This window comes from Thiomicrospira aerophila AL3 (assembly GCF_000227665.2).
In the GTDB taxonomy this organism is placed as follows: Bacteria; Pseudomonadota; Gammaproteobacteria; order Thiomicrospirales; family Thiomicrospiraceae; genus Thiomicrospira; species Thiomicrospira aerophila.
In genome coordinates this window covers 1,192,331-1,214,844 of record NZ_CP007030.1, presented here as the reverse complement: position 1 = coordinate 1,214,844, position 22,514 = coordinate 1,192,331, and the positions used below count along the sequence as shown (strand labels likewise).

Below are 22,514 nucleotides of genomic sequence, written 5' to 3'. Positions count from 1 at the left end.
ATCCCAATAAAGTAAACCTGATCCAACCCATCCTAAAACCCAAACGCCGATCAACCCAACTGTCACAATTTTATGAAGTCTGAACAATATGAGTCATGCTTATAAAACCAAAACCTGCCCCATAGGGGCGGGAATAAAGTTGGCCCACCCCGCCCACAACCAGGCCTGGTTGTCTATTTAGCCTTTTTCACAACTCGCTTTATTTTTTTAGGTTTATCACCCATATATTGGTTGATGAAATCACTGCAAGTACCACTGCTAGTAGATACATCACTTGGCAATGACACACCGTTTTCATCAGCCAATTTCTGAGCGAATGCCAATTGCTTCTCGGTTGGTGGACGCTTAGCAAAAGCAAGTTGACGATTTTTATCTATCCATTCGGATAATTTAAGCGCACTTGATAACATATCAGGGCCAATAGTCACACCTAAAGTCAAAGCCAAACCTTGAGCGTACTCAAGCTGTTTATCAGATGGCTTGAATGATGACTTATAGGCAGTAGCATTAGCTTCTAAAAAAGCAGAAACAGCCTTACCGGATGTTAAATCAATATCCAACTCCAGACCCAAAACATCGGCCATTTTCTTAGCGACGGCCACTTGCTTTTCACTAGCCTGATAGTCACGTTCTTTAGGTGGCAAGAAAAAATCCTCACCCTCACCGGCATACCCAAAATGAGACGATAAATCCTTAACCACGGATTGAAACACTTGGGTTACACAATTTTGATATGAATCGTGGCCACTGGATACAGCATCCATCTGATCTTCGATTTCAGCGGTAAAACCATATTCCATAAACCCGAACCCATCAAGTGATCGACGAAGCACCATACCGGTTTCCGTCGGTACCAGTTTTTTCTTATCGACTTTAATGTATTCACGCTGTTTAATATTTTTAATTGTCGGTGCCCAAGTAGCAGGCCTGCCAATCCCAAGACGTTCCAATTCACCTAACAAACTGGCTTCATCAAATAGACTCGGTGCCTTGGTTTTTTTATCCTGAACAACACCTTCAATCACATCATAAATTTCACCTTCATCAATAGACGGTAAGACTGCATCCTCAGCGGATCCACTAATAACCATAAAGCCCGGACTCACTAAAATGGATCCTTTGGCTAAATATTCAAACCGACCATCATCAGATACCAGTTTCACCGTGGTTTTTTTCAACTTGGCCGGAGCCAACTGACATACCAAGGCTTGCTTATGTATAAGCGCATAAAGCATCGCTGCTCCTTCACTCACACTTGATGCGCTAGTCACGTTAATATCAGTGGGTCTAATCGCTTCATGGGCTTCCTGTGCGTTTTTAGACTTGCCTTTGAATGAGTTAGGCGTGGCCGGTAAAGGAAGACCTTGAGATTGTGCATACCCGCGGATCATACGAATAGCATCATCAGACAACTCAACACTATCAGTACGGTGATAAGTAATCAGCGCGGCCTCATACAGTTCTTGAGCAAATTTCATCGCCTGCTCAGTATTCATATTGAGTTTTTTAACAGCGGCTTGTTGCATACTGGATGTGATAAACGGAGCGGGGGGCTTTTGTGTTGTGTCTTTGTGTTCAGTGGCCACAACGCGAACACTGGTAACACCAGCGGCCTCAACTGCAAGCGAGCGATTAAAATTGTAATCATCGCCAGCGGCTAAATGTGGCTTGGTATTCCAATCAGCTTCAAACCCATTGAGCTTAATGAGAGCACCATAATAATCACGCGGTTTAAAATCGACAAAAGCCTGGTAGCGATCTGCAATCAATCTAACAATAATCGACTGCACACGACCGGCTGAAAGCTTAAGATTATTAGCGCGTGATACTGCCGGTGATACCGTATAACCGACCAGTCGATCAATGGCCCGACGTGCTTCTTGTGCATGTACAAGATTCATATTTATCTTGCCTGGATTCGATAAGGCTTTTTTAATCGCGGTTTCAGTAATCTCAGGGTATTTAACCCGATAAATTTTCGATTCAGGGATTTTAAGCATGACCGCTAGATGCCATGCTATAGCCTCACCTTCACGATCTAAGTCGGTAGCAAGATAAATCCTATCTGCATTAGCTGCGGCGGCTTTAAGCTTACTGTAAACGCCTTTACCTTTATCGGTTAACTGATACTTTAATCGCCAGGTATTAAATTCAATCCCCATTTCTTTAACCGGAAGATCTCTAATGTGACCGACCGAGGCCATCACTTGCCAACCATGACCAAGGTATTTTTGGATCGATTTAATTTTACCGGGGGATTCAACAATAAACAGATTCATAGCGTACTCCATAAAAAAACGGCCCATTGAAGGGCCAAAATCGCACGAGGAGGATGACGAAAATATTAAAACTTAAAAACCGTAATTATCATCATGATTGTCTTGGTTGAATTGGGGCTGCCCCATATTTTGACGTTGGCCATTATTTTGTTTAGCTCGCATGGTGATATTTTCAATACGATTTAACTTAATTTTGATGTCAGAAGGGGAGCAGCTAATAGAACGACCAATCAATTGCTCGCCTGTATCTTCCTTTGTGTAGATACCGTCTTTATAGGCACCAGATACTTCTATACGCATACCCGTCTTAAGGACTCTCAATTGCTCTAATGCTTGCGGCTGGTCACGCGGTGCCCATACCGTAACCTGATATGCAGCTTGTGATCCCTGGCGTGTCTCTATGCCATTTTCGCCAGACTTGTACTCTTCAGTTACCAAAAAGATCTCACACAAGTTGTAATCCGCACTTTTGAAAGTCGGTGTTGATCCAATATTACCTGTCACTGTCATAATTTGATTAGCCATAAAAACTCCCTATTGGTTTTTGATAAATTCAAGGGCATTAAACCATCAAAAACAACTAAGTCATTGATTACAAAGTTGGATTTTTAATACTTAGAATCATGGGATTTCTTCATCAAACCAATTTTGGTGTTTTTCTCCAGGCCTCAAAGTCCTCAATGAACACTTTTAATCGACCAATTTCGGCATACAGGTAACTTAACTCATAGTTCAAATGACTTTTTTTAAAATCAAACTCCAAAATCATCGTTAATTCATCGTTACTCATACCGGCTTGGCTTAACAATTCAATTACTTCACCAGTTACAAGTCGAAAGGATTTTGCTGCATCGCTAAAATCGTAAATCTTGGAGCTACTTAATCGCCACTTAAGCGCACGCGCTGCTGTATCAGAAGATCGATGTAGGTACACAGGCCTGTTTTTAGGAAAACTGTCTTTAAAGGCTTCAAGAAGATCGGTTACGTCATTAGATACCCGCTCAAATTTTGATTCCATTATTTGAAGCATTAGCTTTGCATCACGGATCCCACTAAAAGGTAAATCGAGTTTACGACGATAAAGATTCAATTCATCATGGTTCATCACAAAATCCTAGTTAACTAACTTTTGAAAACTTTAACACCAGATCAACCCACAACAGATCAAACTAAAATATTCAAAAACGACTTGTTAATCACGAAGTGATTAACCCACCCGCGTCATCCCTCGCGGGTCAACCACATCAACATCAATTGGAAGGGAAGGGAGCCAAAGCTGCCTTCCCTTCCCTTAAGGGTTTTATAGGAACCCCCATCATCAAATCGTTGCACCACCCATCATGGAGGTACGCCATCATGAAAGATGACCCATCATGAAGCAGAAATCGAATTAATTTGACCCAATATTAAAAATAATAATCATTCAATAACTGTGACCGGGGGTTACAAAAATTAAATGATTATTATTTACTATAAAACAATAATCCAATTTCAGTTTTTAAAACTGCATGGTAATAACCAACCACCCATTAAAATAATCGGGTAACGAAAAACTGGGCCAGCCTAAAGGTAGAACATGAAAGATGATGCAGATGCGTTTACGCAAGAGCTGAGATTAAAGTTTGGTGCAAAATCGAATAGCGAGCGCCAGCGTGAATATCGCCGCAGGCAATTAGAATCTAATCTGACGCAAAGACTTGATCTACGAATTGATGCAGGAGTTTATAAACAGTTAAATGAACTGGCCCAAAGAAAAGGGCTGACAAAAAGAGAAATACTGGAGCAGCTAATCAAGTCAGGTCGAGCCTGTAAATAATTCTGTGTAAACGCTCGTTGGGTTAAACATATGCTTGCAAGCGTTCTTCATGCAGAATCATAAACTGGTTCATTGCTGCATTCCAGTCACGAATTGGCATCGTCCATTTCTTTGAGGCTGATTCAATCGCCAGAAAGATGATTTTAAAGGCCGAATTGTCATGACTGAATAGTTTGCGATTTTTAATCGCCTTGCGAATCACTGAGTTCAAGGATTCAATGGCATTGGTGGTGTAAATCACCTTACGAATCGCCTGCGAGTATTGGAATACCGTGGCGATATTGTCCCAATGATTGCGCCAGGAACGGCTGATACTGGGGAATTTGGCATCCCATTTCGTCTCGAACTGCTCCAGCGCCAATAGAGCCTCTTCCTCTGTAACGGATTGGTAAATCTGCTTGAGGTCAGTGGCTACCGCCTTGCGCTCTTTGTAGCCGACGTATTTGAGTGAATTGCGCACCATGTGAACAATACACAGTTGCACATCGGTTTTAGGGTACACAGCACTAATCGCTTCGGGAAAACCGGTTAAACCGTCGACCGAGGCGATAAGAATGTCTTTCACGCCACGGGCGTGAATGTCATTCAATACGCTTAACCAGAACTTGGAAGATTCGGTTTCTGACAGCCATAGCCCTAAGCATTCTTTTTGACCAGAGAGGTTGATGCCGAGTGCGACGTACATGGTTTTTCTGACGATCTGCTTGTCTTGACGGACTTTGATCACAATGCCGTCGAGATAGAGCACCGGATAAACCTCATCGAGCGGACGGGAACGCCAAAGGGTGACCTTTTCCATCACCGCTTCGGTGACTTTTGAGATGAGTGTGGGCGAAACCTCCGCGCCATACATCTCTTGAAAGGTCGCGACGATATCACGGGTGGTCATGCCTTTGGCATAGAGGGCGAGAATTTGGTCATCCATGCTGGTCAAGCGCGTCTGACCCTTTTTCACCATAACGGGCTCAAAGGTGCTTTCGCGGTCTCGCGGTACGCTAATATCAACCTCACCATGGTCGCCCTTGAGGGTTTTGGTGGAATAGCCATTACGACTGTTAGCACCCTCGGATGGCTGATGTTTGGCATAGCCTAGGTGAGCTTCCATCTCAGCGCCGAGAGCCGCTTCTACGGTCATTTTGAGCAGTGCGGCGGAAAGTTGAGATAAGTCGGCTTGGGTTTTAACGTCTTTGGCCAGCTCAGCAGCCATGGCTTTAAGTTTTTCTTGATCGAATTGGCTCATAGTATTTTTCCTTTTTGGGGGATTTTAAACTATGAGCGTTTACACAATTTAATTTACAGGCTCGTCAGGTCTGGTTTTAATAGATCCCCAAAAATACAGTTAAGATCCTATCGACTTCTTTAAGGGTTTTAACATCGATTGACACGAATGCTTGTCACATAATCTCGCATGTTCACTTACGCGGTTTGAACTGTATCCGCAACCATAACAGAGAGTTTGCCCTTGTTTGGCCCACGTTTAGCAGCTCTAAAAACAGCACCAGAAACGCGCACTGTTCTATCCTCTAGTATTTCTGCTTCAAAAAGTCAAAAGTTCTCGTGTTCTGACATCATTCGTTCAAGCGCAGCTTTACCAAACCATGTGTCAGCAAAAACATCATTAGTCATATCACACTTCATTACTAACGGTTCCTTCAATTACCGATCTCTTAAACCGGTGCAATAAACCATGCCGATATAGTAATGCTCAGCATGAACCGGGTAAAAACAGAAAAGGGGAGCGCCCTTAGAGTCCTTAATTTCATTCCAAAAAAAATGAAATGCTTCGTCTTCAAGTTGATCCATACCAAAATATCGACCTAGATCTGATTCACTGACTTTAATGCCATAAACATGTGATGACCAATTATCAGGAAGCACGTTTTTTGGCTTTTCAGCATGAACGATAGGGGAGAATAAAACCGCCATTAGAACTAAATATTTCATGATTTAGCCTCAACTTTTTTGAACCCTAAAATTTTGCGCTTGGTTTTAGTGGGGATGTGTAGTGGGTTAAAGGTCATGATTTCAACGGGTAAGACCCCCATGCTTTCTTCAGCTTCAAGATAGCGTGCAGTCTTGTTGTTGGCATCTTCAAGTGTGCAGCCCGTTTGTTTAAATCCACGAAGATCTAACAGGATTCGCCTCATTGCAGAAGTAAGTTTACGTCGATAAGCTTCAAATTCATCTGGTGTAATGAGTGCGATATGACGAAGATTGATCATTTTTGCAACGAGTCGATCAATATCAATCAGATTATAGACAACGAGATAGGTGTAAGGGCTTGCAAAATCAATATCAACAGCAACCGGCTTGCTCGCTTCGGATTTGCCAAGATCGATGCGATCACTTACGCCAGCAAATACCTCATCAAGTTCATCATTAATTTCTTTGGTAATGTGCTTAGCCTTGTCGAGATTGTCTTCTAGTTTTTTAATCCACCAATTTGCATAGACATCCCCAGCAAGAGCAGCAATCCAAACGCGTTTAAGTAGATCAGCATAAATGGGCATACCTGGAATTTCGGTCACGCCAGTTTCTTTATCGCCAGCACGTCCTTTAAAAATCATTAATCCAATTTTTGTATGTAGAGAAAGGCTTTTATCAGTGTTAATTAATCCAGGGTTTTTATGATCAGACAGCACTTCAGTTTTGCCTCGGCTCACTTTCCTTTTCACATTAACAACTACTTTTTCGTCTGGCTTCTCAGATTGTGCAGCTTTGACTTTAGATCGCGGAGGCCGAACTAGCTTCTTTCTGGCGTTTTGACTAGGTTTCGACTCCTGTTTTTCAGGGTTTTGATTCTCTTCTACCATAATGCTCTCCAAGTTTTAAATGATTTAGTCTTGGATAATAACGCTATAAATTAGTCCAACCTCAATTGCAAAAAACAAAACAAATTTTTATAAATAACCATCAATATTTGAATCAAAGGCCCCTAACGGGGCCGTGCCTACCCTCCGGTCGTTTCACTCCCTTCGCCCCGACGCCAACATGCACAAAACTGTGTGGGATGTAAAAACCGACGTACCGAATAACCAGACCGCCCTAACGGTCGGTGCGTCGGCCTGAAAATGGGGCGGCTATCGCCGCTAATGGCATCATTCGATGCCCGAGCAATAAGAGTCGCAAAGCGACCTCTTGATACCCTGCCGGGTGCAGTTATCTGATAGACAGCATTTTTAACATTTTTTGCTGACCGGTTAAAAGCCTCCTTGAGACTGATAACACCTTCACTTAAGGCGGCTGGATTAATGAGGGATTTGTACTTGGCCACGGTTTGGCGTGACAACTTTGCAAACTGTGCTATAAGATTGATTGTGATTTTTTTGTGGTCTTTAGAGAGAATTCGGATTGCTTGGCGTACTTTTTGTTCGGATGTCTTTCTGCGAGCAGCGTGAGTATGCTTTGCGGCGAGTGCTTGCTTTTTATGCAGTGGCATGGCTTTAGACAGCTGCATTACGCCTCTATTACCGCCTTTGCCTGTATATTTCTCCCAAGTCCAGCGACAGATTGACTTTACGGTAGCCTTAACTTCGCTAATGCGTAAGTTGGCTGCAAAACCTTCTTGTTTGAAATTGTTTGATTTGAGTGCAATAGTCTCAACATCATCATGAAATGCTTTGTAGCAGCTATGCTGGCTTTTAAGTGCGTATGCTTGGTGTCTGATGCGCTCAAACAAGTAACAATGCCTAGAGTGCTCTATATCATCCATATTGCGCTCTTTATCAGACCATAGCGGAGCCAACTCAAGCGTAAGTGACTTCGCTAAATCACCAAGTTCATATTCATAGGTGTGTAATTCGGCTGTACGCCACCAGGCATGAAAGGGTGTCTTAGCGACCGGGCCACTATAAGCAGGATCCGCATTTAGTGCTTTAGCCATCGCTTTATAAACGGCTTTCATATATCTAATGGGCTTTAGGTGTGCGTTGTCGCTTGTGCATACCGGCTTGATGGCATAGAAAATGTGAGAAGAGCCATTTTTGGGATTGCTCACTATTAGATTTGGTTCAGGCAGGCCTTCATCTTCCCAGATCCAAGAATTTGTGTGGTCTAAATCAAAAACCAGCCAACTAGCCAGGCCTGGTTGATTAACCTGCATGTAGGGCTGCTTAATGGCGTACTCACGCGGCAATACTCGGGCAGCAGTCTTGTTATCACTGCAACGAGGGTAGTAGGGAGCCTGATCAAGCAGGCGGGTTAGGCCATGTGACATGACTTAACCCGCTTTAGTGCGATTGATTTTGCTTGCTATCTGGGGTTCATAGTCGTGGTAACGATTAACAACCCCCCAAATAACTTTTAAGCTTATCTCGCTTTCATCCTTCACAACTTGATTGACTTGACTATGCAAGTCTAAAAAATCAATAGGCTCAAGGTCATCCAATGTCCTATCACCTAAAAAGTGGTGGTACACATACATGATCTCGTGTTCTTGGTTTTCGTCAGCAGGTATGCGTCGATGATGTCTTACATTAAAGCGCAGAATAAATCGACGTGTTGACGCTGCTTTTGACGTTAAACCAAAATAACGATACAAAAATTCGTTAGATGCGCCTGCCAGTATGCACTTATCAAGTAAATCACCTTCATCAACATCTTTTAAAAGCAGTGTCATAGCTTTAGATACTTGAATATCGAAAAGGCATACACGGCGATTGCAAATGTTGTTTAGCTCAGCCATGCTGATTTTTGAAATGCGCTCGATCATTTCTTGATCGAAGCCCATGTTTTTTACTCGTGCTAAATCACCATCTTGAATCAGATCGTGAACATAACTCATAATACCTAGATACAATGATTTCTGTTTTGACATGATTTAGCCCTCCATCCCTTGCCAGATTGGTTTGCTGGCAATTTGGAGCGTGCGGTAAATGCGACCATGCAATTCAATGATTGCTTTAGCACTTTTATGTGCGGTGGTATCGATTTGGCCAGACCAAAAGTTTGTATTGATAGCGGCCATGCTAATCCACTGTGCAGACTCACTCAGTTGATCAAAGTTTTCGTTGAGCAGGTGATCTAAATCGGTTTCAGACTCAAGGTGTGATAACACTTCTGAGCGGTAGTTTCGGTCTGTCATGCCGGATAACTGAAAAGCAGTTAGCCAAGCTGCCCACGCTTGATGAAAAGCTTCACTATCGGGCATTATTTCAAGGTCTGGCGTATCCATTAGTATCCAGCCAAAGCCATCGTTAACCGGCGATATGAGGTCATCAAGACCATGCTCGGCAAGTAGTGTAATAGCTTGGTCTAGTACATGATCTCGCAATTCAGCAACGGTAAAACGAGGTTGACTGTCTGTATCCGGTGTATCTGATTTTGAAGCTTGCGGTTGATTAGTCTCAATGTGACCGTCTTGCGTATCTAAGTCCTCACCATCTGTTAGATCAAAATCAATTTTGTCATGGCTACCCATGTCCTCTTCGCTGTAATGATCGTCATCACTTGGCTTAGGGTCATCCTGTTCTTTTGACTGTGGAGTAATACTTGGAGTTGAAGGGCTGGTGTCTTCATCTTGAGAGTCATCAAAGTCCTCAGATGCTTTAAATCCACCCTCAGCCTCATAAAAATACATATCAAGAATTGAAAAGCTTGTGCCGGTTTCATGGTGAAGCTTATCTTTAAGCTCAGATCTTAAGTGATCAAGGTTAATCATTTCACCATCAATGGCTTTGAGTGCTTCAAAAAACCAAGCTTCGGTTTCGGTCTCACTGACCTCCAAATCCAATTTTGTGCAAACCTTTTTGAAATCATTTTCAATTTTGCGTATTTTAGAAATGATTGCCTTCCCAGCACCGGCTTCAAGGGCTTCAGGCAGGTAGGCTTCGATTCGCACTGCGTACAAAAGCAGGGTGGCGTGAGAATGATTAATAGCATACCCACGTTCTGAAAGAGCGTTAGATAGTTCTCGCGCACTCAGATCGACCTTAACTTCTTTTTCAATGAGAGATTTAGCTTCTGCTACCGCTTTTGCTCGGTCAATAAGCATTAAATTACCGCGCATATCGTTTTCGGTTAAATGCGAAATCAAGGTGTCGGTCTCTGACACCCAGGGATCAAAGATCAATTGCGTTTTTAAGAAACGGTTATCCTTGGTCTCGTTGTAGAGTTCTTGCAGAATCTGTAAACGTGTATTGCCGCCTGCCTTGACCGTGTATTTTGGGTCTCCAGGACGGCGAGTAATTAAAAAAGGCTGCTCTAATCCTTTTTTGAGAATAGAGTTTTTGATTTCCTGATATGACTCGTTTGTATGTTTTCTGGGGTTGTGTTGGTAGGTCATAACATCAAATACATTAACGATCATAGGTGTGCGGCTGATAGGATCCTGTGGAGCTAGATCCAAACCACCATTCAAACGAACCTGGCCTTCTGTTAAACCGGTAAATTGTTTTTTCTTAGACATGACGATCTCCTAGGATATTGGTTTCTTCAACAAGACTTGCGATGATTTCAAGTGCGGAACCTGTTTTACGTGAGGATGTTTTTTCAATCCTGTGAGCAGGCATTTGTTGTGCAACAGCGTCATTCCAGACGGTTGCCCTAGGGATGGTCGTTTGACATAGATGTACCGGAACACGGCACACTTTTTCAAAACCCATTTGCTGGATTTGTTCTGAGTAGTGTTTCGATACTGAGGTATTTTCGACTCGATTTAAAAGCGCATAAAGCGGAGCAATTTCAACGCCCAACCAACTAGCAGACTCGGCTAAACGATTGAGCATATTGGTTGTGTTGTGAAGAAATTCCGTCGCTGAAAGCTTGTCGGGTACGACAGGGGATATAAGTTTATCGGCGGCTATAACGGTGGCTTCTTGCAGTGGCCCAACGGCTCCTTGGGTATCTATAAGAATAAAGTTGTAATTGTTAAATCTTTGACGCAGAATACCGCGCAGCCTTACTCGGCCATCGGGTGTATTTTTGACCCAGTTTTGTAACTCACCATTTGGATCATCGCTTATTACAATATCAAGATTGTCTTCAATCTTGGATGCCACCATTTCGGGTGTAACGGTTGAGTTTGAAATGAGTTGTTGCAAACCAAACTCTGCAACATCATTTATAGCAAAGTAAGACGAGAGGGAAGGTTGAACATCTGCATCGATCAGAAGGACTTTATAGCCTTGATCGGCAAGATATGCGCCAAGATTAGCAGTGAGTGTTGTTTTACCAACACCACCCTTGGTCGATACAACTGATAAGATATTTTGATACATCATTGTCTCCAGTGAAATTTTCACCAGATAGTCCGATGTAACATAAAGTATTTGGGAGTCGCTAAATATTGCTAGGTTTTAGTTGGTAGCTCGTTGGGCTCATAACCCAAAGGTCGTAGGTTCAAATCCTGCCCCCGCTACCAATTTTATAAAACCGGTATTCTCAAAGAGATGCCGGTTTTTTTTTGTTTAATTTTGTTAAACCCGAGTAATCTATTTAGCGTGTTTCATAAATATGTAGCTAATTGTCTTTATACTTAAAATCATTAGCCTAGTTTAGAGAGTAGTAATGACAAAATTAAGTGCATTTAAAGCCTATGATATTCGTGGCAAGGTACCCGATGAATTAAATGTTGACTTGGCCTATAAGTTGGGTCGAGTATTTGTTGATCAATTGCAGGCCAAGCGTGTGGTGCTTGGTTATGACATTCGTTTAGAAAGTGAAGGCTTGGCAGCAGCTTTGACATCTGGGTTAACTGAGGCTGGCGCTGAGGTGTTGTCATTGGGTTTGTGTGGCACCGAGGAGGTCTATTTTAATACCGTGGATTTGAATGCAGATGGCGGCATTATGGTCACCGCAAGCCATAATCCAAAAGGCTATAACGGTATGAAGTTGGTGTCGAAGGGCGCGCAACCGATTTCGCGCGATTCGGGCTTAACTCGCTTTGCCGAGCGGATTTTGGCCGATGACTTGGGCGAGGCAGCGGCACAACCAGGCCTGGTGACACCTTTTTTGAGTAAAGGGCGCTATATTAAGCATTTAATGAGCTATGTGGATCTTGCCAGTTTAAAGCCGCTGAAAGTGGTGATGGATTGTGGAAACGGGGCGGCGGGTGCGGTGATTCGAGATATTGCCGCGCATCTTCCGTTTGAGTGTGTGTTTGTGAATGATACACCTGATGGCAATTTTCCTAATGGGGTGCCCAATCCTTTACTACCCACTATGCGTGAAATCACCGCCTCCGCGGTGCGCGAGCATCAGGCCGATTTAGGCATTGCTTGGGATGGGGATTTTGATCGTTGCTTTTTGTTTGATGAAACCGGTGAATTTGTTGAGGGTTATTATCTGGTCGGCTTGTTGGCTAAAACCCTATTGGCCAAACAGCCCGGTGCCAAGATTATCTATGATCCGCGTTTAACCTGGAATACCATTGAGCAGGTTATACAGGCTGGTGGCATACCGATTCAATCAAAAACGGGTCATGCGTTTATTAAAGAACGGATGCGCTTAGAAGATGCCTTGTATGGCGGCGAGATGTCGGCACATCATTATTTTAAAGATTTTTTCTATTGCGATTCGGGGATGATTCCGTGGCTATTGATTACCCAGTTGATGTCGGTGACCGTTCAGCCTCTCAGCGCGTTAGTGGCTGAACGGGTTGCGGCCTATCCTTGTAGTGGCGAGCTAAATTATAAGGTGGCTGATGTGGCGGCGGTGTTAGCCCGCGTAGAGGCGTATTTTGCCGCCTTGAATCCGCAACAAGATGATACCGATGGTCTGGGATTGGATTTTGGACATTGGCGTTTGAATATTCGAGCGTCTAACACCGAACCCTTACTACGCTTGAATGTCGAAAGTAAGGGTAACGAAGCGCTCGTTTGGCAGAAAGTAGCGGAACTTGAAAAGCTTATTCGATCCCTTGAAATTTAAAGGGTTCGGTGGGTTCAAATAAAGCATTCGCCTTGCCGCCTACAAATGGCCCGTTATCCAGCGTCAGTTTTTTGACTGGAGCGCCTTCTGTAAAATCCATTTGTTTTAAATCTACCCACAACACCGAAGGAGTAAGCACGTTTTCAAAGTAATAGACTTTGTTGCGTTGGTCGGAAACGGAGCGCCAACGGGTGTTAGAAATATGTGGCTGATTGGGTGTTGAAATACCATAGGGTACGGATACATTGCGAATAACACTAAATACACTGGCGATGGCTGTTTGGGTATCGGTCGTTTGAGGAATCGCGTTGATGTAGTAAGCGGCACGTACAAAACGATCAGCCGCACGGTTAGAGCCCGGCAGCATAATCGTACCCGGTATAGTGTCCCAGTAGCCTTGAATAGCGAGTTGCTGTTCATAAACCGGATCATTGGTCATGACTTGATAAGTGCGATCATGGTGTATAACCAGTTTACCGCCAACATATTCAAAAATTGCACTATCGCCCGTGGCATCTGACAAGGATAAATGCACCGTAGTGAATTTGTCGGTGCCAGGAATAAAGTCAGTCACAATAACAAACTCTTCTTTACTCAGTTCGGTTACGGCTTCAGCAACAGTGGCAAAGTTATCCAGTGCATATTGTGCCCAAGCGGCAATCGTTAAACCGGGCTTATCACCTTTAGGGTTAAAAGCTGGATACTCAGAATCAACTAGCCAGAGTAGATTAGCCACTAACCCTTTTTCATTCATGCCATCTGGTGTAGCAATATCCCAAGAGCTCGCGGCAATACTGCCGTAACGTGACGTCCAGGAGATGGAATTAGGCCCCACTTCACCGTGTCGTGTCATACCGCGAGGAAAAGCCCAAAGATTAGCTGGGATGTCAATGGAGAAGTCCATCGTGCGCCCGGTAATAATGGTGTTCTCGGGACCTTGATAAACCACGCGGGTGCAGGCCTGGCTTTCACTGATCGTAATTGGATTAAAGCCTACCAAGCCGGTTAAGCCTATCAGTCCTGCCGCAGCAAGACTTAAACGAAAATGACGTAGACGCATGGGAAAAACTCCATTAGGATTAATGTTGTACGCCGCCATCACCATGCGCATGCCCGTGATCTAATTCTTCGGCAGTGGCGGTGCGAATGTTCATGATTTCAATATCAAAAGTGAGATCTTGGCCAGCCAGCGGGTGATTGGCATCAACCATAATCATGTCGCCGTCAATGGCTTTAATCACTACCGACTGCATACCTTGGTCAGATTGCGCTTCAAAACGCATCCCGACTTCTAGGTTATCTACGCCTTCAAATAAGTCGCGTGGCACTTGTTGAATCAACATGGGTTCAATTTCGCCATAGGCCTCTGCTGCTGCAATGGTCGTGGTGAATTTGGCGCCCATTTCTTTGTCGGCTAATTCAGCCTCTAAACCAGGAATCAGGTTGTGATGGCCATGCAGATAGGCAAGCGGTTGTCCATTAGACTGGTCTAAAACTTCGCCTTCGGCGTTGGTTAATGTGTATTCAATTTGTACGACATGGTCAGCAGCAACTTTCATGGGTGTCCTTTGGTTTTAGGCTAAAATAGAGTTTTTTATCATAACCTTTAATGGGTGATTTATCAAAAAGGATCGTGTATGTGGGACAGTGGGTATTTGTGGTTAAAGGTATTTCATTTGCTGTTTATGATGTCGTGGATGGCGGGTATTTTTTATTTACCACGAATTTTTGTTCATTTTGTAGACGGTCAGGTGGCTGGTCAGCAAGTGACACGTTTGGCTATTATGGGCCGTAAGCTATGGAATTTTATGACCATTATGATGGTGTTAACGCTTATTACGGGGGTGTGGTTGTGGCTAGGGTTTGGTTTTAGTGGCGGCTGGTTGCATGTCAAACTGTTACTGGTGGCATTATTAATTGCCTATCATTTTTGGGCGCGCAAAAGGGTACTGGAAATGCAGGCCGGGCACTTAGATCATTCAGGTATCTATTATCGCTGGGCCAACGAAATTCCGTTATTTTTGACCTTCGGTCTATTGGTGATGGTGGTATTCAAGCCGTTTTAACCAAATTCAACCTACTCAATTTGATGCGCGTTCGCACTCGACGGTTAAAAAGAGTAGAATGCGCGTTTATCTTTGAGTTAACAGGAATAGTGTTTTGATCTCTACCGCTAATATCACCATGCAGTTTGGCGAAAAGCCGCTTTTTGAAAACATCTCGATCAAGTTCGGCGGTGGTAACCGTTACGGTTTAATCGGCGCCAACGGTTGCGGCAAATCGACTTTTATGAAAATCCTTGGTGGTGATCTGGAACCTACCGCCGGACAGGTGATGCTTGACCCAAATGAACGTTTAGGGAAGTTGCGTCAGGATCAATTTGCCTATGAAAGTTTTAGCGTCATCGATACCGTAATTATGGGGCACGCGGAACTTTGGGAAATAAAAAAAGAGCGTGATCGTATTTATGGTCTGGCTGAAATGTCGGAAGAAGACGGCCTGAAAGTGGCTGAGCTTGAAGTGGCGTTTGGTGAGATGGATGGCTATACCGCCGATGCCCGCGCTGGCGAGTTGTTGTTGGGTTTAGAAATCCCGGTTGATTTGCATTATGGCCCGATGTCTGCGGTAGCGCCCGGTTGGAAATTGCGCGTGTTATTGGCGCAGGCACTATTTTCTAATCCCGATATTCTATTATTGGATGAGCCGACCAACAACCTGGATATCAACACCATCCGTTGGTTGGAAAACATCCTTAATGCCCGCAATAGTACGATGATTATAATTTCCCATGATCGTCACTTTTTAAATAGTGTTTGTACTCACATGGCTGATGTCGATTATGGTGAAATTCGAATTTACCCCGGCAATTACGATGAATATATGCTGGCCTCGACCCAAGCGCGTGAGCAACTGTTGTCAGATAATGCCAAGAAGAAGGCCCAAATTGCCGAGCTAAAAACCTTTGTGAGTCGTTTCTCGGCGAATGCTTCCAAAGCCAAGCAAGCGACTTCGCGCGCCAAACAAATTGATAAAATTGAACTGGCCGAGGTCAAACCCTCCAGCAGGATGAATCCGTTCATACGTTTTGAGCAAGAGAAAAAGTTATTCCGTTTAGCGGTTGAAGCGGAAAACATCAGCAAAACCTTTGACAAAGCACCGGTGTTTAAGCGTTTTAGTGCGTTGGTTGAAGCGGGTGAGAAGATTGCCATCATCGGTCCTAACGGTATCGGTAAAACCACTTTATTGCGTGCGTTAGTCGGCGATATTGAGTTGGATGCAGGTCAGGTTAAGTGGGCGGAAAATGCCAGTATCGGTTATTACGCGCAAGACCATGCGCACGAGTTTGCAATTGATATGACCCTGTTCGACTGGATGAGTCAATGGAAAAAACCCGGTGATGACGAGCAAGCCGTGCGCGCAATGTTAGGTCGGATGTTGTTTTCGCAAAAAGATATCGATAAGTCGGTCAAGGTGTTATCGGGTGGCGAAAAAGGGCGGATGCTCTTTGGTAAGTTGATGATGGAAAAACCCAATGTGCTGTTAATGGATGAGCCAACTAACCACATGGATATGGAGTCGATTGAATCGCTCAATATGGCATTAGAAGAGTATCCCGGTACGGTGATTTTTGTTAGTCATGATCGTGAATTTGTATCATCACTTGCCCAGCGTTTGTGGGCGATGTCGGCTGAGGGCGTTGAAGATTTTAATGATAATTATGAAGCTTATCTTGCTCATAAGGGCTGGGTCTAATAGGGTTGATGTTTAATTCGAGATTGCTTCGCGATTGCTGAGTCGCGAAGCAATCGCCAGCATTATTTTTTGTTCTGAGCTTCAACAAGGGTTTTGATTTGTTGTTTAAGCTCATCCATTTCCGCACGAATATAGTTAATATTTTCGTAATTCTGCCTATTATGTTCTTCGGCATGCGTTTCTTCTTCTTTGGCCTCATTCATCGCATCAATGATAATCCCTATAAATAGGTTTAGCACCGTAAAAGATGTGACAATAATAAATGGAATAAAGAATAGCCAGGATTGTGGATAGACTTCCATCACTGGGCGGACAATCCCCATCGACCAAGATTCAAACGTCATAATCTGAAAGAGCGTATACATACTCGCACCCATGGTGCCGAACCACTCAGGGAAGGACTCGCCAAATAGATTAGTACTCATTACCGCGCCAATATAAAACAGAATCGCCAGCAGGCCTGCTACCGATACTGCGCCAGGGATAGCGCGTAACATACCACTGACTACGCGACGCATACTGGGCACGGCGTTGACTAAGCGCAATAAACGCAGAATACGTAATGCACGTAGCACTTCTAGGCTGCCAGAACCTGGGATTAATGCGATACCGACGATGATGAAATCAAAATTGTTCCAACCGTTACGGAAAAACTGCAAGCGGTATACAAAGAGTTTCATCAAGATTTCGACCACAAAGATGGATAAACACAAGGTGTCTAACCAATCGAGGGCATTAATCACGTCATTTGAGAGACTTTTTGAGGTTTGAATGCCTAAAATCGCCGCATTAAATAGGATGACCCCAATAATAAAGTTACCAAACCATTTTGCTTCAACAATCTGTTGAGCACGCGAGGTAAGAGAGCCAGCTGTGTGAGTCATGATGTGTGTAAGTTCCTTATGCTTGAATACGAGTTAATTTTTTTTACAAATTATAGAGATGTTGCGCATTGATGCTAGTGTTATGATTAAAAAAATACTAAACCTACCGAGGACCGTGTCGTGAGAAATCTACTAAAGTTAATGTCGAGTGTTGTTTTGGTGAGTTGGATGACGTTATTAGTTTTGCCTGTTGCCAAAGCCCATAGCGATGCGACATATCAGTTTGTGATTGAAAGCGGTACCTTAACCCATTTACGACAGCAGTTAATCCTCGCCCCCCAAACGCTCGAGGTGAAAACTGGTGAGGTCGGGCAGGTGGGTGTTCTAGTGCTTGGCGAAGAGACGGCTCGCGATCAGATTTATGTCTTTGTTGATTTGTTAACCACGACATTTTATTTTGCCGAACGCGCAACAACACCGAGCGAGATTATGCGTGAAGCCCGTCGTTATGGTGGCATTTTGCGTGCATCAGCAGATCGCTTTGATCGACCAGAAGGTCATTCTGCCCACGTCAACACGCGCAATACACGATTAGTGGTTAATGCAAAACGGGTGCATGAGTGATTTATTTCAACCTGGACGCTAGGCGTGGTTTTATGAATGCGCTTGAACAATGGCATGCTAATAACCAAGCCGACAAGGTTGATGAAGTTTTTGAGCCGGTTCGCACCGAGGATAAGGGGCGGGAGTTTTCATGGTAGAGGCGAGTTATTTGCTGGATATGAATGTATTATCCGAAGCTGTTAAACCTCAGCCAATCAGCAGGTATTGTCTAATCTTAAGCGTAATGAACACTTGCTTGCGATTCCAAGCTTGGTTTGGCACGAAATGCGTTATGGCTGGCTAAAAAATGCCGGAGGGTAAGCGCAAGCAAGCGATTGGCAATTATCTGCACTTAGTGGTAAGTAAATTACCTGTTTTTGATTATGACCAATCGGCTGCGTGTTCATGCTGAATTTAGAGCGCAGCTTGAAAAAACAGGCATCACGCACAGTGTTGTCGATAGTCAAATTGCCGCTATTGCCATCGTCAACGGCCTAACGCTTATAACAAGAAACGTCACCGACTATCAAGCGATACCGCATTTGAAAATAGAGAATTGGTTTGATCGAAACCTACTTTGAGTTAATTGACGAGCCGGTAAAAGCCGTGGCAAGCCAGTCCCAGATGCTTGCTTGTTTTGGGTTTTGATACCCAAGCCGCAACGCATTTTGGAGAGTTAAAGCTTAATTAGGCCTGGTCGTGGCGATGAATTGCTGCGCACGCGCGCACCCTAGGGGCAACCTTGGTGAGCAATAATATAAAAGAATTCGTCAGAGTCGATAGTTTAAAGCTTGAGAATTGGGTTTAGGAGTTTTAACCCTACCGGCTACAGCCCTATAAAAGGGATGGGGTTTTTGAGTGGTGTAGGAAGGGTCGTTTGACGTTTTTTGGATGCTAGATTACTATGTATAACATGTTTGGATATACAAGGATTGTGTGATGACAGCGATTACAACGACCGTGTTTAAAAATAATCAATCTCAGGCGGTGCGCTTGCCCAAGTCGGTTGCGCTTGATGAGGGTGTTAAGCAAGTTGTTATAACAGCGCTGGGTAAAACGCGCATTATTAGCCCGCTAGAGCAAAGCTGGGATGATTGGTTTGACTCTAAAGGTGTGAGTGAAGATTTTATGAGCGAACGTGAACAAGAGCCGGATCAAACCCGAGAAGCGCTATGATTAAGTATCTGCTCGATACCAATATCTTGATTTACACCTTAAAAAATCGACCTAAGCAAGTCCGGGACACATTTAATCGCCATGTGATGCAGATGGCTGTGTCGACAATTACAGTAGGGGAACTGGTCTATGGTGCCGAACGTTCCGCTCAGCCTGAACGTAATCTTGCTGATATAGAAGGCTTAATCGCACGCCTAGACGTATTAGATTTTGATACCCAAGCGGCCACGCATTTTGGTCAGATCCGTGCTGAGTTGTATGCCAAAGGACAGCCGATTGGTCCTTACGATATGATGATTGCTGGCCATGCGCGAAGCAGGGGGCTTATTTTGGTGAGCAATAACCTTAAAGAGTTTGAACGTGTGTCAAGTTTAAGGTTGGAGAATTGGGTTTAGCTCAAAAACTTCATGATTTCAATATTGCCAAGGATAACCGGCTGATGTTTCGGGTCTTGGATTTGGTGTTCGGGCCACAGGTTGTAGAGCTCAAAGTAATACCAGAGCAAAGCTTGTTTAACTTTAATTTCGCGAGATCCCGCCTGCATTTCAAAATCCATTTCGATCAATTTCTTTTGCGCACTATCTAGTTTGGGGTTGGCTTTGAGCTTAAGAATTAACAGCGTATGCCAGGCCTCATCTGATAAGCCTGTTTGACCGGGGTCACCTAGCGAGCCTGTTTCGCTAATGCGCCCAATTATAAAATCGCGAAACCCCTTGCTTTCATGACACCAAGCGCGGACGTGAGTGCGTTGAGTTGTTGTCACAAATGTATGCGGCGTGATACGGCGACGTCTGCCGTTAGGCTCTTTGTGCGAATGGTAAAAAATCTCGATACTTTGGTTGTGATAAATGGTACGTGCAATGTCTCGCACCACGGCCATCGGGGTGTGGCGTGAGGGGGCTGACATGCTGTAACTATTTATTTCAAAGGTGTCTGTATGTGACTCCAAATCAGCCAAAGAAGGACTGTAGAACAGGTTTTGAATAGCATCATCCACCTCATAGCGTTTGGAGGAATTATTTAACGCTATTTTGCTTGGATTGAGCGCCTGGTATTGCTTTAAGATAGCGGTTGTTTGTGGGTTTGACATACGCAGTCTAAGTGCCAGCTCTGTTCGGCCAAGGCTTCCCTGCCAAAACAAACAGCGCTCGATCTCTTCCATTCGTTGAATGGCATCCCATTTCAAATCGGTCAGTGCTATCGCCATGATTGCTACCTTTTAATAATATGATTCATTTATTATACCATTTATGGTTAAAATATTTGACTATTAAAAAACGTCTATTGTATATTGCAAATATTGTTTTCCAACGAATAGTGCAAGCTATATCTCGCTGCGCATTGATGTAACTTCTGGCGCGCAGGGCAGTCATATTAAATTGGTGGGTCTATGGATTTAAGGAGGCGTTATGGAGCAGGTATTAGAGCGATTTGTATTTGGGGTCGAGCAGAATCAAGACTTAAAAGGCTTGGCTTTGATACCCGCACCGACCGGTTTTGGTAAAACCTATGTGACTTGTGATTTTATCGCTAAAAACATTGAGCGCATTATCGAACAAAAGCGCAAAGTGATTTTTGTTACGCCACTGCTCAAAAACCTGCCGATTGACACGCTTGAAAAGGCGTTTGAACGGCATAAAAAAACCGAACTTTTTGAGCAAGTTTTTCTGCGTTTGCCGAGTCGCTTTGATAGCTTTAAAGAACAGTTTGATGAGGTGAAAACAAATATCCCTGACAACTTCAAAGGAAAAGGTTTTAAAGCAGTGGCCAGTTTCCTTGAACTCAATAAGCGCGCAAACACGCTAACTGACCAGGCCTGGTAGCCGATGCCGAGCAATCTGTGCGCTTAGATAAATTTACGCAGTTGCTAAACGAGCACGATAGCGATGAAATTCTTAATCGCAAACAAATCAACCAAATAATCAGCAAAGGCTTGGGGCAAAGCAGCCTGGCCTATAAAGCCTTTGATGCCTTTATCAAGCAACACGGCATTCTATTACGCTTTAGTAAATCGCAAGCTAATTTAGCAACCCACACACCAGGCCTAGTCGAGCTCAATATTTATCAACAAGAGGGTGCATTAGGCTATTCGGTCGGCATACCGCGTAGCGCACTGCAACAAACCTTTGAGCGCGGCACACCGATTCGTTGGATAAAATCGCTGACTGACCAACCCATCGACCAAGAGCAAACCAGTGCGTTACTCGCCGACCTGCTCGATGTCGATTTTATCCAAGCCAAACAAAGCGGCACAGTATGGCCGTTTGTGTTCGCGTTGATGTGAGAGGTTAAAACGAAATGAAAGTGTTACAAGCAGAGCGTATGCTGTAAAATTCAGGCATAAACTTAACGCAGATTAACTATGACCGAATCACACCGCACAGAATTTAAACGCCAGCTTACCGACACGCTTGAAAAAGAGGTGGTCGCGTTCTTGAATGCCAAACAGGGCGGTGAGATTTATATCGGGGTTGATGATGTGACGCAACAGCCGATTGCCTTAGCTGATTTAGACGACCTACAGCTCAAAATCAAAGACCGCATTAAACACAATGTCGCGCCATCGGCACTCGGCTTGTTTGATGTGTTCGTCACCGACTGGCAAGGCGAGCCGGTGAATGACCGATTCGAAATCACCTCTACCGGCAGTTTGCCCGAAGGTATGAATGAAGACGATTTTTTCAGTGGCATATCGCATCCGCAAAACAAGGTGTTGATGCGCGTATTCCGTGATTTAGACATGGTGGAGCATCTTGGGTCAGGCGTGCCGAGAATCTTGCAGTTTTATCCGAAAACCAGCTATGTGTTTTTAAGCAACTTTACTCGTGTCGTGTTCCCTTATGCCGAAGGGTTTACAACGACCCCACAAGCGACCCCTCAGGCTACCGACCAAGCTACCGACTCGCGCGAGAAATTTTTGATGTTTTGCAAAACGCCAAGATCCGTGCAGGAAATGATGGCATTTATGGATCTTAAACACCGAAAATCGTTTAGGGATGTTTGGCTAAAACCGCTAGTTGAAGCAGGCCTGCTAACCATGACCTTACCGGACAAGCCCAGTAGCCCAAAACAGAAATATCAAACAACGCAAACTACTGTGAACGAATGATAAGACGGTGACTGAATCAATAAGCCTGTAAAAAAACTGCAGATAACCAATCGGACAAAGTGGTTGGCTTATAGCTATTAATAAGA

The 22,514-nt window shown here is 44.0% G+C and carries 25 protein-coding genes; 11 read left to right on the top strand and 14 right to left on the bottom strand.

Going from position 1 to position 22,514, the window contains the following annotated elements:
* Positions 1 to 173: 173 nt before the first annotated feature.
* The 3 genes from topA to THIAE_RS05870 form a co-directional block, all read right to left on the bottom strand.
* The gene (topA, locus tag THIAE_RS05880; protein ID WP_006460484.1) at positions 174 to 2,279 is read right to left on the bottom strand and encodes a type I DNA topoisomerase; all 2,106 of its coding nucleotides are present in this window, start codon (positions 2,277 to 2,279) and stop codon (positions 174 to 176) included.
* A 72-nt stretch (positions 2,280 to 2,351) separates the two neighbouring features.
* On the bottom strand, positions 2,352 to 2,804 hold the full coding sequence (locus THIAE_RS05875) for a single stranded DNA-binding domain-containing protein (protein ID WP_006460483.1): 453 nt from the start codon (positions 2,802 to 2,804) through the stop codon (positions 2,352 to 2,354).
* Positions 2,805 to 2,916: 112 nt separating this feature from the next.
* Positions 2,917 to 3,384 carry a hypothetical protein gene (locus THIAE_RS05870; protein WP_006460482.1) on the bottom strand — a complete coding sequence of 156 codons (468 nt, stop codon included), beginning with the start codon at positions 3,382 to 3,384 and terminating at the stop codon, positions 2,917 to 2,919.
* A gap of 471 nt (positions 3,385 to 3,855) precedes the next feature.
* Between THIAE_RS05870 and THIAE_RS05865 the strand changes: the two genes are divergently transcribed.
* Positions 3,856 to 4,095 (top strand): hypothetical protein, encoded by a 240-nt coding sequence (locus THIAE_RS05865; protein ID WP_006460481.1) that lies wholly within the window; start codon positions 3,856 to 3,858, stop codon positions 4,093 to 4,095.
* A 22-nt stretch (positions 4,096 to 4,117) separates the two neighbouring features.
* Here the strand turns inward: THIAE_RS05865 and THIAE_RS05860 are convergent, their stop codons facing one another.
* The 7 genes from THIAE_RS05860 to THIAE_RS05830 all read right to left on the bottom strand — a co-directional run bounded on the left by THIAE_RS05860 (position 4,118) and on the right by THIAE_RS05830 (position 11,336).
* A complete protein-coding gene (locus THIAE_RS05860; protein WP_006461071.1) occupies positions 4,118 to 5,335 on the bottom strand; it encodes an IS256 family transposase in 1,218 nt (405 codons plus the stop codon).
* Positions 5,336 to 5,751: 416 nt separating this feature from the next.
* Positions 5,752 to 6,039 (bottom strand): hypothetical protein, encoded by a 288-nt coding sequence (locus tag THIAE_RS05855; RefSeq protein WP_006460478.1) that lies wholly within the window; start codon positions 6,037 to 6,039, stop codon positions 5,752 to 5,754.
* The gene (locus tag THIAE_RS05850) at positions 6,036 to 6,908 is read right to left on the bottom strand and encodes a PFL_4669 family integrating conjugative element protein (protein WP_006460477.1); all 873 of its coding nucleotides are present in this window, start codon (positions 6,906 to 6,908) and stop codon (positions 6,036 to 6,038) included. Before THIAE_RS05850 ends, THIAE_RS05855 begins: the two co-directional genes overlap by 4 nt.
* 137 nt (positions 6,909 to 7,045) lie before the next feature.
* A complete protein-coding gene (locus THIAE_RS05845; protein WP_006460476.1) occupies positions 7,046 to 8,311 on the bottom strand; it encodes a replication initiation protein in 1,266 nt (421 codons plus the stop codon).
* Between the two features lie 3 nt (positions 8,312 to 8,314).
* A complete protein-coding gene (locus THIAE_RS05840; RefSeq protein WP_006460475.1) occupies positions 8,315 to 8,911 on the bottom strand; it encodes a DUF2857 domain-containing protein in 597 nt (198 codons plus the stop codon).
* A gap of 3 nt (positions 8,912 to 8,914) precedes the next feature.
* Positions 8,915 to 10,501: a ParB family protein gene (locus tag THIAE_RS10580; protein WP_006460474.1), complete on the bottom strand. Its 1,587-nt coding sequence runs from the start codon at positions 10,499 to 10,501 to the stop codon at positions 8,915 to 8,917.
* Positions 10,494 to 11,336 carry a ParA family protein gene (locus tag THIAE_RS05830; protein WP_157868701.1) on the bottom strand — a complete coding sequence of 281 codons (843 nt, stop codon included), beginning with the start codon at positions 11,334 to 11,336 and terminating at the stop codon, positions 10,494 to 10,496. Before THIAE_RS05830 ends, THIAE_RS10580 begins: the two co-directional genes overlap by 8 nt.
* Before the next feature lie 265 nt (positions 11,337 to 11,601).
* Here THIAE_RS05830 and THIAE_RS05825 point away from each other — a divergent pair, with 265 nt between their 5' ends.
* Positions 11,602 to 12,963 carry a phosphohexomutase domain-containing protein gene (locus tag THIAE_RS05825; RefSeq protein WP_006460472.1) on the top strand — a complete coding sequence of 454 codons (1,362 nt, stop codon included), beginning with the start codon at positions 11,602 to 11,604 and terminating at the stop codon, positions 12,961 to 12,963.
* On the opposite strand, the gene THIAE_RS05820 is transcribed toward THIAE_RS05825, so the two are convergent.
* Positions 12,941 to 14,023, bottom strand: a complete 1,083-nt coding sequence (locus tag THIAE_RS05820; protein WP_006460471.1) for a linear amide C-N hydrolase — start codon at positions 14,021 to 14,023, stop codon at positions 12,941 to 12,943. The genes THIAE_RS05825 and THIAE_RS05820 overlap by 23 nt on opposite strands.
* A gap of 19 nt (positions 14,024 to 14,042) precedes the next feature.
* Positions 14,043 to 14,522 (bottom strand): FKBP-type peptidyl-prolyl cis-trans isomerase, encoded by a 480-nt coding sequence (locus tag THIAE_RS05815; protein WP_006460470.1) that lies wholly within the window; start codon positions 14,520 to 14,522, stop codon positions 14,043 to 14,045.
* A gap of 78 nt (positions 14,523 to 14,600) precedes the next feature.
* Here THIAE_RS05815 and THIAE_RS05810 point away from each other — a divergent pair, with 78 nt between their 5' ends.
* Complete coding sequence (locus tag THIAE_RS05810; protein WP_006460469.1) at positions 14,601 to 15,029, top strand: CopD family protein; 429 nt, start codon at positions 14,601 to 14,603, stop codon at positions 15,027 to 15,029.
* 94 nt (positions 15,030 to 15,123) lie between these two features.
* Positions 15,124 to 16,716 (top strand): ABC-F family ATPase, encoded by a 1,593-nt coding sequence (locus THIAE_RS05805; protein ID WP_006460468.1) that lies wholly within the window; start codon positions 15,124 to 15,126, stop codon positions 16,714 to 16,716.
* Between the two features lie 62 nt (positions 16,717 to 16,778).
* On the opposite strand, the gene THIAE_RS05800 is transcribed toward THIAE_RS05805, so the two are convergent.
* Positions 16,779 to 17,600, bottom strand: coding sequence for an ion transporter (locus THIAE_RS05800; RefSeq protein ID WP_006460467.1), 822 nt, complete (start codon positions 17,598 to 17,600; stop codon positions 16,779 to 16,781).
* A 168-nt stretch (positions 17,601 to 17,768) separates the two neighbouring features.
* Here THIAE_RS05800 and THIAE_RS05795 point away from each other — a divergent pair, with 168 nt between their 5' ends.
* The 4 genes from THIAE_RS05795 (at position 17,769) to vapC (ending at position 19,714) form a co-directional block, all read left to right on the top strand.
* Positions 17,769 to 18,164: a hypothetical protein gene (locus THIAE_RS05795; protein WP_239232361.1), complete on the top strand. Its 396-nt coding sequence runs from the start codon at positions 17,769 to 17,771 to the stop codon at positions 18,162 to 18,164.
* 362 nt (positions 18,165 to 18,526) lie between these two features.
* A complete protein-coding gene (locus THIAE_RS10855) occupies positions 18,527 to 18,724 on the top strand; it encodes a PIN domain-containing protein (protein WP_204205736.1) in 198 nt (65 codons plus the stop codon).
* Between the two features lie 358 nt (positions 18,725 to 19,082).
* A complete protein-coding gene (vapB, locus tag THIAE_RS05785; RefSeq protein ID WP_006460464.1) occupies positions 19,083 to 19,319 on the top strand; it encodes a type II toxin-antitoxin system VapB family antitoxin in 237 nt (78 codons plus the stop codon).
* Positions 19,316 to 19,714, top strand: a complete 399-nt coding sequence (gene vapC, locus THIAE_RS05780) for a type II toxin-antitoxin system tRNA(fMet)-specific endonuclease VapC (protein ID WP_006460463.1) — start codon at positions 19,316 to 19,318, stop codon at positions 19,712 to 19,714. The genes vapB and vapC overlap by 4 nt, the downstream gene beginning before the upstream one ends.
* Here the strand turns inward: vapC and THIAE_RS05775 are convergent.
* A complete protein-coding gene (locus THIAE_RS05775) occupies positions 19,711 to 20,526 on the bottom strand; it encodes a WYL domain-containing protein (protein WP_006460462.1) in 816 nt (271 codons plus the stop codon). The genes vapC and THIAE_RS05775 overlap by 4 nt on opposite strands.
* A 202-nt stretch (positions 20,527 to 20,728) precedes the next feature.
* On the opposite strand from THIAE_RS05775, the gene THIAE_RS05770 reads away from it, so the two are divergent.
* From THIAE_RS05770 to THIAE_RS05760, 3 genes are all read left to right on the top strand, one after another.
* Positions 20,729 to 21,142, top strand: a complete 414-nt coding sequence (locus tag THIAE_RS05770) for a DEAD/DEAH box helicase family protein (protein ID WP_006460461.1) — start codon at positions 20,729 to 20,731, stop codon at positions 21,140 to 21,142.
* A 17-nt stretch (positions 21,143 to 21,159) separates the two neighbouring features.
* Positions 21,160 to 21,603, top strand: coding sequence for a hypothetical protein (locus THIAE_RS05765; RefSeq protein WP_006460460.1), 444 nt, complete (start codon positions 21,160 to 21,162; stop codon positions 21,601 to 21,603).
* A 78-nt stretch (positions 21,604 to 21,681) separates the two neighbouring features.
* Entirely contained in the window at positions 21,682 to 22,428 is a 747-nt protein-coding gene (locus THIAE_RS05760) for a Fic family protein (RefSeq protein WP_006460459.1), read from the top strand.
* The last annotated feature ends 86 nt before the right edge of the window (positions 22,429 to 22,514 follow it).